10 protein-coding genes are annotated in these 13248 nt (G+C 54.0%); 6 read left to right on the top strand and 4 right to left on the bottom strand.

The annotated features are described in order from the left end of the window. Positions 1-2 precede the first annotated feature (2 nt). The 5 genes from FOE74_RS07310 (at position 3) to prfB (ending at position 7104) form a co-directional block, all read left to right on the top strand. Positions 3-3053 (top strand): tetratricopeptide repeat protein, encoded by a 3051-nt coding sequence (locus FOE74_RS07310; RefSeq protein WP_149097934.1) that lies wholly within the window; start codon positions 3-5, stop codon positions 3051-3053. Between the two features lie 10 nt (positions 3054-3063). Next, the gene (locus tag FOE74_RS07305; RefSeq protein WP_149097933.1) at positions 3064-3798 is read left to right on the top strand and encodes an ABC transporter ATP-binding protein; all 735 of its coding nucleotides are present in this window, start codon (positions 3064-3066) and stop codon (positions 3796-3798) included. After that, positions 3795-4346 (top strand): cob(I)yrinic acid a,c-diamide adenosyltransferase, encoded by a 552-nt coding sequence (locus tag FOE74_RS07300; RefSeq protein WP_149097932.1) that lies wholly within the window; start codon positions 3795-3797, stop codon positions 4344-4346. The genes FOE74_RS07305 and FOE74_RS07300 overlap by 4 nt, the downstream gene beginning before the upstream one ends. A 59-nt stretch (positions 4347-4405) precedes the next feature. Then, on the top strand, positions 4406-5476 hold the full coding sequence (locus FOE74_RS07295) for a branched-chain amino acid aminotransferase (protein ID WP_149097931.1): 1071 nt from the start codon (positions 4406-4408) through the stop codon (positions 5474-5476). Positions 5477-6026: 550 nt separating this feature from the next. Continuing rightward, positions 6027-7104, top strand: a protein-coding gene (prfB, locus tag FOE74_RS07290; protein WP_149097930.1) for a peptide chain release factor 2 whose coding sequence is annotated in 2 segments (ribosomal slippage) — positions 6027-6086 and positions 6088-7104 — 1077 coding nt in all. Because the reading frame shifts where the segments join, the coding sequence is not laid out codon by codon here. Between the two features lie 102 nt (positions 7105-7206). Here prfB and FOE74_RS07285 read toward each other — a convergent pair. After that, complete coding sequence (locus FOE74_RS07285) at positions 7207-7599, bottom strand: hypothetical protein (protein ID WP_149097929.1); 393 nt, start codon at positions 7597-7599, stop codon at positions 7207-7209. A 489-nt stretch (positions 7600-8088) separates the two neighbouring features. Here FOE74_RS07285 and FOE74_RS07280 point away from each other — a divergent pair, with 489 nt between their 5' ends. Further along, positions 8089-9132, top strand: coding sequence for a hypothetical protein (locus FOE74_RS07280; RefSeq protein WP_149097928.1), 1044 nt, complete (start codon positions 8089-8091; stop codon positions 9130-9132). Positions 9133-9227: 95 nt separating this feature from the next. Here the strand turns inward: FOE74_RS07280 and FOE74_RS07275 are convergent, their stop codons facing one another. From FOE74_RS07275 to hslU, 3 genes are all read right to left on the bottom strand, one after another. Next, positions 9228-10019 (bottom strand): S1/P1 nuclease, encoded by a 792-nt coding sequence (locus FOE74_RS07275; RefSeq protein ID WP_149097927.1) that lies wholly within the window; start codon positions 10017-10019, stop codon positions 9228-9230. 113 nt (positions 10020-10132) lie between these two features. After that, positions 10133-10861 (bottom strand): SDR family NAD(P)-dependent oxidoreductase, encoded by a 729-nt coding sequence (locus FOE74_RS07270; RefSeq protein ID WP_149097926.1) that lies wholly within the window; start codon positions 10859-10861, stop codon positions 10133-10135. Positions 10862-11616: 755 nt separating this feature from the next. Further along, positions 11617-13026, bottom strand: a complete 1410-nt coding sequence (gene hslU / locus FOE74_RS07265; RefSeq protein ID WP_149097925.1) for an ATP-dependent protease ATPase subunit HslU — start codon at positions 13024-13026, stop codon at positions 11617-11619. Positions 13027-13248: the final 222 nt, after the last annotated feature.

The following is a 13248-nucleotide window of genomic DNA, read 5'->3' as shown; positions in this document are numbered from 1 at the left end:
GGATGAAGCTTCTTTCCTTCTGGCCCGCGGTGGAGCCCGGCCGCCGCTTTCTGTACGCTTTGTTAGTTGCCCTGGTGCTGGCCGCCATGGCTTTTGGCGTTTACGGCTTTCTTTACGGACAACAGACCGTTTTTCCCCTGGAGAAACAACCGGAGCTTTTCCCCGCTGAAGCCCATCTAAGTCCCGCTGCCCCGCTGCTAACGCCCATGCGGGTAGAGGTGAACGCCTATCTGGTCACGGAACGCTACGCCATGGGCGCCATGCAGCTTCCCCTGTGGGCCACCTGGACTTATCTGGCAGGCCTGGCCGTAGCCCTTACCTTTTTCTGGACCCTGGCCAGCACCTTGAAACGGATGCCGTATTACGCCGCCGTGTTGCTGGGCATGCTCTGGCTTTCCACCCTTAACCTGGATTTACTGGGTATTTTCTCGGAAACTAGCCGAATCCTGCTTGTAATAGCTTTAGGGGCCTTGGGCGTAGGCAGCTTTCTCTTCCAGGCCTTCTGGACCAGGGTTTCGTTTCTGCTGCGTTTTCTGGTTTTCAGCGGTTTAGTGGGGGGGCTAAGCCTGGCCTTGTTTTATTTCTCTCCCCTTCCAGCCCCGCTCACGGCCTTGCACGTGGTGAACTACAGCACCCTGGGCAGCTTTGTGGCGGCGGTGCTGTTCATGGTGTTGGTGGCCTATGAGAACCTGCACGGGTTGCTCTGGTTCAACACCCAGGCCCAACAACCGCAGCGGCGGTTTGGGTTGGTGCAGTTTGTGCTCATCAGTTTGCTGTACCTGGGGAACCTGCTGCTGTTGTACCTTCGGCAGACTGGGGTGGTGGCGTTTGACTTTGCGGGATTAGATGCCCTGGTGGTGTTGCTCTTCTCTGCCCTGGTGGGCTTGTGGGGCCTTCGGCAACGGCAAGGGCAATACGCCCGCTTCTTCCGGTTTGAAACCGAGGCGGCGCCTCTGTACCTGGTACTGGCCCTGCTCACGTTCCTGGGCCTGGGCTACGCCCTGATGCTGGCCAATGACCCTTTAGTGCAAGCCTACCGCAGCGCCGTGATTGCCACCCACCTGGCCTACGGAGTGGCCTTCTTCATCTACGTGCTGGTGAACTTCGGACCGCTCATCAAACAGAAACTGAGGGTTTACAAAGTAGTGTATGACCCGCGGCAGTTGCCCTACTTCACCGTCTACCTCATGGGTACAGTGTTGTTGTTTGTGCTGGTACTGCGGAGCAATTATGCGCTGTATTTCCAGCACCAGGCCGGCTATTACAATTACTTAGGTGATCTGTACCGGCAGACCGAAGACCGCCCCCTGCTGGCCGAGCAGTTCTACCACGAGGCCAGCACCCAATCCCGGAACAACCTGCGTTCCAATTACTCCCTGGCGGATATGTACCACCAGGCCGGCTCCCGCACCCTGGAACTGCACCAGATACTGGAGGCCCAGGAACGGAAATCCTCCCCGGAAGGCTACCTGCGGCTCGCCAGCCTTTTCACTTCATCTTCCGACCTCTTTGAGCACCTGAAAGTATTGCAGGAAGGCGTGAAAGCGTTTCCGGCCCATGCGCCGCTGTTGAACAACCTGGGGCTGCTGTATGGCACTACGGCCTTCTCAGACTCGGCGGGTTATTACTTAGATGCCGCCCTGGCGCAGAGCGAGGAACCCGAGGTGATTCAGGCAAATCAATTGGCTTTTCTGGCCAGCCACAAGTTTCCTAAGCAAGCCAAGGAGTTTTCGCAGCAATACCGGCAAGGCACGTATGGCCCGCTACTCACCAACCGCATGGCCATTGCCCTGGCCCTGGGCGGACCCAGACCACAGCAACTTCCCGCCCTGCCTGCAGACAGTGCCCTGAGCACCCAGACCTTCGCTAGTTTCTATAACCGGCAACTTTTCCCGGGCAGCCAGAAAGACAGTTCCAGCACTTTCAACACCCTCAACACCCTGCTAAGGCAGGAGGAAAACCAACCCTTCCTGGATGACCTCACCCTAGTGAAAGCCTTGCTGCTGCAACAGGGTACCCTTTCAGCTCCCCAACCCGCCCAGGCCAAGACCACCCTGGAATACTTGGCTTCCAGCAGTGGCGGGGCGGCAGGGTATTACTATGACATCCTGGGCCAGTGGATGCTCCAGGGCAAGCTGTACCCGTTGGCCGCCGAGTATTTCCAGAAGGCGCGCCAAGCGGGTTACCGCGACGCCCATTTACACGCTGTCATCGCCTTGGCGCTGGCGGGTGAGTATGGGCAGGCCACGCAGATTGCCCTGGGAGACTCCAACTTCCCGGATCCTGCCCAACGGAAGGCGGCCACGCAACTGGCCATTGTCTCGCAGATGACGGCAGAACAAGCCGCGGGCGCCCCAGACTCCATGAAGGTGCAGTTCCTGCAGATGAAGGCCCTGCAACTGCCCCTGCCCCAGGTAGAAGCGGTAGCCAACGGCATTACAACTAAAACCTTGGCGCCCGTGGCCGCGCTGCCTTTGGTTCAACGGTATTTGCAGGAAGGCAACACCACCACGGCAGGCAATCTTCTGCGCCTCCACTTTCCAGCGGATTTTCCTAAAAACAGGCTGAAATCAGAGGCCAATGTGCTGCAGGCCCAGCTTTGGTGGAAGACCGGGCAAGCCGAGGAACTGGCTAAGCAACTCCCTGGGCTATATTTCGCGCCGCAGAACGTAGGCACTAAGCTCTATTACCAAGCTTTGCTGGCCCAACGTAATAAAAACCCAAAAGCCGCGACTAATCTCTATAACCAGCTCCTGAAACGGGCACCCTGGTCGGAGGAAGGGCAATTGGCCGCCGCTGATTTCTTTCTTGCCCAGAAGCAACCCATGAAAGCGTATGACCTGTTGCTGGAAGCCATTGGATATAACCCCAGGTCAGTTGTGCTCAGAAAAGCCTACATCAAGGTGGCTTTGGGCCAGGGCTTGCGGGAATACGCTTTACAGGGTCTGGAGCAGCTGCAACCTTTGGTAAGTCCTCAGGAATACCTTACTTTTAGAAACGAAATAGAGGCCAGATTGCAGGCCAGCGAGGCGCTGCTGCAAGACTGGCAATAACCACCGCCGTATGAGCACCATCATCAAAACCGAGGAGATTTCGAAGATATACCAGATGGGGACGGAGACCATCCATGCCCTGCGGTCTATTTCCATTGAGATCCAAAGAGGGGAGTACGTGGCCTTCATGGGCCCGTCTGGCTCGGGTAAATCCACGCTCATGAACATTGTGGGCTGTCTGGACACCCCTACCTCAGGTACGTACATCCTCAACGGCAATGATGTGAGCAACATGGTAGACAATGAACTGGCTACCGTGCGCAACAAAGAGATCGGGTTCGTATTCCAGACCTTTAACCTGTTGCCGCGCTCCTCGTCCTTAGACAATGTGGCTCTGCCGCTCATTTATGCCGGCTACGGTAAATCTGAGCGCAATGAGCGGGCCATGGCGGCACTGGACAGTGTAGGCCTTGGCTCCCGCGCCCAGCACAAACCCAACGAACTTTCCGGTGGACAGCGCCAACGGGTGGCCATTGCCAGGGCCCTGGTGAATGACCCCAGTATTATCCTGGCAGATGAGCCTACCGGTAACCTGGACACCAAAACCTCCTATGAGATCATGGGCTTGTTTGAGGCCCTGCACGCCAAAGGCAACACCATCATCATGGTTACCCACGAAGACGACATCGCCCACTACGCCCACCGCATTGTGCGCCTGCGCGACGGCTTGATTGAGTCTGATGAATTAAACCAGAACATTACGGTGCCTGGCCTGCAGGCCGCCGCCCTGAATTCCCCTGAATGAAGATTTACACCAAAACCGGTGACAAAGGCGAAACCTCCCTTATTGGCGGTACCCGCGTCAAGAAATCGCACCTGCGCATTGAGGCCTACGGCACCATAGACGAGTTGAACGCGTTCCTGGGTGTAGTACGGGATCAGGAAGTAAACCAGAAACGGCAGTTTCTCTTCTCTGAGATCCAGGACCGCCTGTTCACCATTGGCTCTACCCTGGCCACTGATCCCGCCAAAGAAGGCAAAGTAGCCACCCCAGACCTGCACCCAGCCGACGTGCAATTGCTGGAAGAGCAGATGGACCTGCTGGACGAACAATTGCCGCCCCTGCGCAACTTCATCTTGCCCGGCGGGCACCCCTCGGTTTCTTTCTGCCACGTGGCCCGCACGGTGTGCCGCCGCGCGGAACGGCTGGTGATCGCCTTGCAGGAAGAAGCTCCCGTAGACGACCTGGTGGTGCAATACCTCAACCGCCTCTCAGACCTCCTCTTCGTGTTAAGCCGTGCCAACGGTTTTGAATTAGGAGTAAAAGAAATAACTTGGAAGCCTCGTATGTGAGGCTTTTTTTATTCAGTCTCCCCGCATTTTCGTACACGCTTATAATAAGACCCATATCCATGCAAACAGAAGCAAAGTCTATTCATACCACGGTGACCACCGCCAGCCAATTAGCCGCTCTTGATCTGGAAAACCTGCAGTTCGGGAAAATCTTCGCCGACCACATGCTGGAGATTGACTACAAGGACGGTGCCTGGCAACAACCGCGTATTCTGCCTTACGGCCCCATTCAGGTAAGCCCGGCCACCGCCGCGCTGCACTACGGGCAGTCCTTATTTGAAGGCATGAAAGCCTATAAAACCCCCGAGGGCGAAGTGGTGCTATTCCGGCCGCAGGCCAACTGGGCCAGGTTGAATGCCTCTGCCGTTCGCCTCTGCATGCCGGAGATCCCGGAAGAGCTCTTCATGGAAGGGTTAAAGCAATTGGTCGCCTTAGATGCAAAATGGGTGCCGCAACGCCCCGGGTATTCCTTGTACATCCGTCCGTTCATGTTCGGATCTGAAGGTTTATTGGGTGTTCGCCCGGCCACGGAATACAAGTTCATGATCTTCTGTAGCCCGGCCAGCGGATACTACGCAGAGCCCGTGCGCGTGAAAATTGAGGAGCACTACACCCGCGCCGTGGAAGGCGGGTTCGGTTTCGCAAAAGCGGCCGGTAACTACGGGGGTTCTTTATTGCCTGCCAAACTGGCCCATGAAGAAGGCTATCACCAGATCATCTGGACTGACGGCCGCGAGCACAACTACATTGAGGAATCCGGTACCATGAACGTGATGTTCGTGATTGACGGCAAATTGGTAACGCCTGCTTTGAGCACTTCCATCCTGGCCGGTATCACCCGTGACAGCGTACTGCAACTGGCCCGTGACTGGGGTGTTCCGGTAGAGGAAAGACGTATTCCAGTACAGGAAATAGTGGAAGCCTACAAAGCCGGGAAACTGCAGGATGCCTTTGGCACCGGTACCGCCGCCACCATTGCGCATATCAAATCCATCACCTTCAGAGACGAGGAAATGATGTTGCCGCCGGTAGCAGACCGTACCCTTTCCAACAAGATCGCCACTGAGCTGGATAACATCCGCTACGGCCTGGCTCCTGATCCTTATGGCTGGGTAGTGCCGGTGCAGTAGAAGGTTGCAAGTAATTGATGAATCTGCTTTGGGGCTGTTTTAGGTAAAACAGACCCAAAGCAGATTTTTTCTTTTTTAGGGGATTGTGGTGTTCAGACACTCGTAGGAGCTGCGCACACTTCGAGGTCTTTGGATTGAGCGGTAAAATGGGTATGGCCGGTCAATGTAGCGGCGTTACACTGTAACGCCGTGGTTCTATAAAACCAGAACCCTTGTGCCAGCAACTGGCCTTTCTACCCTGTAAAAAAAATTGTATTCAGTTACCTGAAGCGATCCTACTTCTGTCACCTACGGCGTTACGTGGAACGCCGCTACAGACGGCTGATCAGAGAACTCTGGCGCGAGTTTCCAATCCTGCGCCGTACCCTCTTCCTTAGATCAAACCTGTGAGGTTTTGAAAACCTCACAGGTTTTTGCGTTCTGAGCCTGTTTCCCGGAAAACATGCCAAAAGCGGCTCTGCCCCACCCTACAACCTTTTCCGCAACTTCCCTTATATCTGCTATCTTTGCAACCGCTGCTATTTTGTAGAAACCAATGGCAGCCCCTGTTATGACCCAAGAACAAGTAAAAGAATTGAAAGGCCGGGTAGAGGCGTTGAGGAGGTATCTTTGACTACGATACCAAGAAAGAACAGATAATGGCCATCGAGGCTCAGTCCACCGCTCCTGATTTCTGGGATGATCCCAAGAAAGCTGAGACGGTACTGAAAGAAGCCAAAAGCCTCAAGACCTGGACCGATGATTTTGAAAACACCTCTAAAGCCGTGGATGATGTAGAGGTCCTTTTCGATTTCTACAAAGAAGGCGACGTCTCTGAGGAAGACATCAACGCTGAATATAAAACCGCCGAGGCGACCGTAGAAGGCTTGGAATTCAAGCGGATGCTCAGCAACGAGGAAGACCAGTTGGGCGCCGTGCTGGAGGTGAACTCCGGGGCGGGTGGAACCGAGAGCCAGGACTGGGCCGAGATGCTGTACCGCATGTACCTCATGTGGGGCGAACGCAAAGGCTATTCCGTGAAGCAGGTCGATTTCCAACCGGGCGAGGGAGCCGGCATCAAGTCTGCCACCCTCCAGTTCGACGGTGATTTCGCATATGGCTACCTCAAAGCTGAGATTGGGGTACACCGTTTGGTGCGTATTTCCCCCTTTGATTCCGGCGGAAGGCGGCACACCTCCTTCGCTTCAGTCTTCGTGTACCCCGTGGTAGATGACACCATTGAGATCACCGTGAACCCCGGGGATATTGAGTGGGATACCTATCGGGCGGGTGGTGCCGGAGGCCAGAACGTGAACAAGGTGGAGACGGCGGTGCGCCTGAAGCACAAACCCACGGGCATTACCATTGCGGTGCAGATTGAGCGCTCCCAGCTCATGAACAAGGAGCACGCCATTAGGATGCTGAAATCGCAGCTCTACCAGATTGAGATCAACAAACGGAACGAGGAACGCGACAAGGTGGAAAGCACCAAGAAACGCATCGACTTCGGTTCGCAGATCAGGAACTACGTGCTGCACCCCTATAAACTCATCAAAGACATAAGAACAGGCGTAGAACGCACCGATGTGCAGAACGTGCTGGATGGCGACCTGGATGACTATATCAAAGCCTTCCTGATGCAGAGCTAATCTCTCCTTCGCTTCAAACGGCAATCCCCACCTGAACTCCTTCAGGTGGGGATTGCCGTTTAAAAGCTGTTTCCAGAAAAAGAACCTTAAAATCCGTTCATACTATTTTTGTACCTCCAGCTCCGGAACCGCCTGGGTTTTGCCTTTAGGAAGAGGCAACACCTTGAAGCGTTTTTTCAACAGGTGGTAATGGACTGTGGAGTCAGTGGGTGCCAAAGGCATAGGAGTGCGTTTACGGCCTGCTTTGGCCACGGGCATGTTGCTGTAAAAGGGTGTTACCTCTGGTTTTTCTGCTAGGGTAAGCGGGTTGGGAGCCAGGGCTTGCTTGTCCGTTTCCCATTTTTTAGCCCATGTTTCTGGTAGCACCTTGAAAGTGATGTGCGGCTTTTCTTTGGGAGCATCCCCAGCCGGCTTGCTGTCAGAAGGAGTGGTCTGGGCAAAAGCGCCCCCGGCTACCAATACCAAACCCAAAAGGACTAATAGTTTCTTTTCCATGGCAATTCCATTTCAATGACAGTCACATATACAGAACGTTTCTGCAAACTGGAATATTGAACCGGTGCTTCTTAAGGCCAGGAGAACACGAACCATTCACCATTTCCCTTATACGAAAACGTGCCAAATTCAGGATATTCACGGCGCTCGCCTCCTGATTTCTGGCCGTTTTTCAAAAAAGGGAGGCAAAACGGCTTTGTTAGGTCCCGCGGAGGAAAATGGCAGATTGACCTGCTCCACCCCTCCAAGATAAGATTATAATTCAATCCGCACAACCAAAGGAACTGTTGCCGTTAAGAGGCTGTTTTTCAGAAAACAACGGGTAAACCTGCCCTGTTTCAAACACGCCTAATTATCCTATCCATGTTCCGTTCCGCTTTTGGTTTGCTTCCTGCGTGGGGTAAGAGGAAAAAAGGAAACACCCGCTCCTTGGGTATAAGGAGCAGGGTCTTTTTTCTTCTCTTGCCGCTGTTGCTGTTGGGGAGCGCCATGCCTCCGGCCTCACCCCTTCCTCCTATTCAGTTGAAGCAGGAGGTGTTGCCCTTTGGCACTCAGGAGTTCCATATCAAGGGGGTGGTAGATGAGCGGGAGAACAAGAAGGCCGTGGCATTTCTCCTCCCCCTGGCTCCTGCCGCGGGTACCACGCCACAACCAGTAGACCTGCAGAACGGGAGCGTAGCGGCCCTGGAAACCTATATTCAGCAAAGCCTGAAACAAAACCAGAAGCTTCGGCCGGTAGTCCTACGCCTGAAAGAATTCCAACTCACCGAAGCTCCCGCGGAGAAAGGCCGGGTAGCGGGAAAAGCTAAAATAGCAGTGGCGTTCGCCGTACGGCGCGAAGGCAAGCTTTTGCACCTCTTTGACTATGCCGGCAGCGCCAGTTACAGCCGGCCTACTACAGGGCCGCTGACTATGGTAGAGCCTCTGTTGCGAAGAATGGTGGCCGGCTCGTTGCGGTACCTGACCACTTGGGTAGAGCAGGAAGCACCGCACAACGAGAAGTTGACCCACACCATCAAGGTTCATTTTGAGGACTACCTGCGCCACCAAGATGATGACACCCTGTTCTATGACCCTAACCGCCCCCTTACCTGGAACGATTTCCAGGGAGGCTCCCGGGTTTCGGGCAGCTTTGCCGCGTCTATCTTTCCGGGGCTTTCCAATGATATCCAGGCCACGGTGCAAGATGGCGTGGTGCACGTGCTGGTTTCCACCAAGCCCTATATCCTGCGGAACCTCTCCAAAATATTGCCTTCGGCCAAGACGGCCTACTCCCTTAACCACGAGCAGCGGCATTTTGACATTGTGAAACTGGTGTCTGAGCACTACAAGCAGCGCCTGAAGCCTGAGAAACTCACCCTGGAAGACTACGAGAGCCAGGTGAAATACCAGTACCTGGAAGCCCTCTGGGAAATGGATCGCCTGCAGAAACAGTATGATGGCGAGACCGGCCACGGAACCAATACCTCGGCGCAGAGCCGCTGGGACAAGAAGATTGATGATGAACTGCGGGCCCTCAAAGTGAAACTCTGACGGGCCTTCTTCCTGCCCCACCACAAAAAACGGCGGACACTGTCTGGAAGTGTCCGCCGTTTTTGTGGCGTTTCTAAAAAAGAGCCTGAAAACCCTTATCCGAAGATCTCGTCCAGCACCCCGGCCAGGCGTACGCCGCCTTTCAGGAGCTGCTCGTTGAGGGTGTCAACGTAGTCAAAGTTGTACCGGTAGCTCAGCTTTTCCTCAGGCTTGCTGATACCTTTGTAGAGCTGCTGCGCAATTTGGTAGGATTCAAAGAACCATACCGGCGCCAGTTGGCTCTGCCATGTTTTCACCTGGCTTTTCGTGGTAAAGTTGATGGCCGTGGCATACTCGGTGTAGCTCAGTTGCTGGTATTCAATCAGCTGCGAATCCCAGACCCGGTGCAGGTTAGAAGGCTGGTTGAACCATTCCACCCTGATGCGGTTGCCACCCAAGTCCTCGGGCCGGCCCACGTGCATGGGTTGGTGCACATCCCCAATGAAGTGAATGAGCAGGCGCAGGTTCATCACCTGCTGGGCGTGCGGCAGGTCTTTCTTCTTCAGTTGCGCCACTAGGTAATTGATACGGGTGAAGGCATTGGTGGAGGTGTCCTGCTTCAGGTGGGCCTCTACGGCGCTCTGCGACAAGCCCTCTTTCAGGTTGATGTAGTGCCAGTTGCCCAGATAATCATACGCCGGGTCAGATTTGATGAAATCGGCCCAGTTACTGGCCATGGCCAGAGACTCGTTGCCCAGTATTTTCTTGATGTTTTTGCGGGTTTTGGAAGAAATGTGGCGGTCGGCTACTTCGCCCACAATGCGGTGCCCAATCATGCCCCAGCCCATGGACTGGAACGGCAGATACAGGAACAGGCTGAATAAGATGATTCTTTTGAAAAAGCGCATGGCTGTTGGTAGAATAGGTGGATGACGGAAGTGCAAAAGTAGGGCAAAAATCCGGGCTGCCCCACCCTTGCTCCCGTTTCCGGCGCTTTTCCCAGAAACTGCCTTTAAACCTTTTAGAAGTCCCGCACCGAACACACCACACCCCGGGCAATCTGGGGCTCGTTGATAAGCCGCAGGATTTTCTGGGCCGCCTCTTCGGGCGAAGCCAAGGCTCCCTGCGCTTTATAATCCCGGAACTGCTGCACGCTGCTGAACTGGTCAACATCGGCTTCCCTGATCTGTTCCTGCATGTCGGTGTCAATGATGCCGGGTGCCACTGAGAAGACCTTTATGCCTGTGTTCAGCTGATCCTGCTCCAGTTGCGCAGTTTGGGAAAGCATGTCCAGGGCGGCTTTGGAGGCGCAGTAGGCGGCCCAGCCATCTTTGGCTTTCTGCCCCGCCCCGGAACTGATGTTGACTATCATTTTCCCGCAGTTCTGGCGGTGCTGGTAGCTTTGCAGGAACAGGTTCATGAACATGGCCGGCACAATCACGTTCACGTCAAAGACGAACTCAAAATGCTCGTTCTTGCTCTGCCCCATGTAGCCAATCTCCCCGATCACCCCAGCGTTGTTCACCAGCACCAGGTTCTGGGCATCTTCAAAGGGCGCGAACACTTTGTGCAGGTTGTGCTCTACGCCGGCAATGTCTGAAAAGTCCAGTGGTTGGTGCCGGTAGCGGGCATGGGTGATGGTACTGTTGCGGGACACGCCCACCACGCAGTTCTGCTCGTCTTCTAACAATGCCTCCGCGAGGGCTTTTCCTAACCCCCGGCTGGCCCCGGTGATGATGTAGTAGTTCATTTTTTCTTAATTACGAATTAGGAATTGAGAATTAGGAATTGGAATGCTTGGAAACCATACCCCTTTCAGCATACGCAAAAGTAAGACTGGAGAGTTTGGTTTTGGCCTTTGGCAGAGACACTCGCAGGTCCTCCGGACACTCCGAGGTCTTTTGAGCAACGGTATTCGCGTTTAACCCACTTCTTTTAGCGCTTTTTAAGGGAATGCCCTGATAGAAGGCTAGACCATTCCTTTATCTTTTTCTGGCTTACCCCTCTCTCCCAGGATTCACTTGAAACCTAGAGCCACTTAAAGGTGCAAAGCATTGGAACCTGTCTGCCCAAGATCAAAAGCCTCTCTCAAAAGACCTCGGAGTGTCCGGAGGACCTGCGAGTGTCTTCGCCACCAGCCTTTTCCGCCTTGTTTTAAAATAAAAGTCTTTAAATAGACAGAGCCGCTGCCAAAAGGTAGCGGCTCTGTTGTTGTTGTTGTTGTTGTTGTTTATCATCCTGGAAGGATCTTGTGGGCGAACTAGAAAGGCCTTTCATTAACGCTACTACCGTTCGCTACCAAGATCCTTTCAGGATGACAAAGAGTGAGGGTTTAAAGGACAAGAGAAAAAGTACTGGAGAAAAGAATAACCAGAATGAAAAGGGATAACAAAAAAGAAATGGAAACGGTCAATGCTTTAGCTGGCGTACCAAAACAGACGGTCAGAAAAAACTAATTCCTAATTCCTAATTCCTAATTCCTAATTCCTAATTCCTAATTCCTAATTACAAAATGTATTGACTCAGGTCACGGTTTTTGACCATGTCACGGAGGCGTTCTTCTACCAGTTCTGGGGTGACCATGAGGTGGGCGTTGACCGGAATGGTGTCTGGCACGTCAAACAGGATGTCGTTGAGCAGGCGGCTCATGACCGTCTGCAGGCGGCGAGCCCCAATGTTCTCCACCTCGGCGTTTACCTCAAAGGAAATCTCGGCTAGCTTGTGGAGCGATTCATCGGTGAAGCTGAGTTCCACGCCTTCGGCCCGCAGCAACTCTTCATACTGCTTGGTGAGGGCGTTTTTAGGGTATTTCAGGATCTGGTAGAAATCATCTTTGCTCAGGCTCTGCAGCTCCACTCTGATGGGGAAACGGCCCTGTAATTCGGGGATCAGGTCTGATGGTTTGGCCACGTGAAACGCCCCGGCGGCGATGAACAGGATATGGTCGGTTTTGATGACGCCGTACTTGGTGTTCACGGTGCTGCCTTCCACAATGGGAAGCAGGTCGCGCTGCACCCCTTCGCGACTCACGTCTGGGCCACTGCCGCCTTTGCCACTGGCGCTGGCCACTTTGTCAATCTCGTCAATGAAGATGATGCCGGCGTTTTCAGCTTTCTGGATGGCCTCTTCCTTCACCTCGTCCATGTCAATGAGCTTGGCCGCCTCTTCTTCCAGGAGGATCTTGCGTGCCTCGGCAATGGTCACCTTGCGCTTCTTGGTTTTCTTGGGCATCATGTTCCCAATCATCTCCTGGATGCCTGCCATTTGCATTTCATCCATGCCTGGCCCCATGACGCCTACCCCGGAAGCTGGGTGCTGCGAGATCTTGATGTCGATCTTGCGGTCTTCCAGTTCGCCGTTCCTGATCTTCTCCCGGAAACGCTCGCGGGTGCGCTCGTTCAGTTCCTGGTCAGAATCGGGCATGTCTGAGGAAGTGGAAGCAGAACCCCCAAAGCCCAACATTCCATCACGACTGGCGGGTTGGTTGATGGGCGGGATGAGCGCGTCCAGGATCACTTCTTCCACCATCAAGGCAGCTTGCTGTTTCACGTCTTCCTTTTTGCGGGTTTTCACCATGTTCACGGCCTGTTCTACCAGGTCGCGCACCATGCTTTCCACATCGCGGCCCACGTAGCCCACCTCGGTGAACTTGGAGGCCTCCACCTTCACGAAGGGCGCGTCTGCAATGCTGGCCAAACGGCGGGCAATCTCGGTTTTACCTACGCCGGTGGCCCCGATCATGAGAATGTTGTTAGGAATGATCTCCTTCTGCATCTCAGGGTCTGCGTGCATGCGGCGCCAGCGGTTGCGCAAGGCAATGGCTACGTTCTTCTTGGCGTCTTGCTGCCCAATGATATATTTATCTAACTCGGCTACAATCTGGCGGGGGGTCAAATACTTGGTTGGATCTAACATTTTCTAATGACTGATTGAGTGAATGAGTGCTTGATTGAACCAAGGCTTCGCATTCTTTAAACTTAATTATCTTTCTAGTACAACGGCCTAAACCGTTTTCTTTATCTACACATTCTGGACGGACGCTCTTTTGCCTTAACGTCACAGGTTGAAAGTGGTTGGTAGCCAGACTGACTACAGACTTACAGAGCCTTGGCAATCTAAAGGGGTTTCTCGGCTACG

Origin of the sequence: Rufibacter glacialis, assembly GCF_008271745.1 — a bacterium.
Lineage (GTDB): Bacteria > Bacteroidota > Bacteroidia > Cytophagales > Hymenobacteraceae > Nibribacter > Nibribacter glacialis.
Note: the sequence above shows the minus strand (reverse complement) of the source record. Positions and strands in the feature narration are given on the sequence as shown.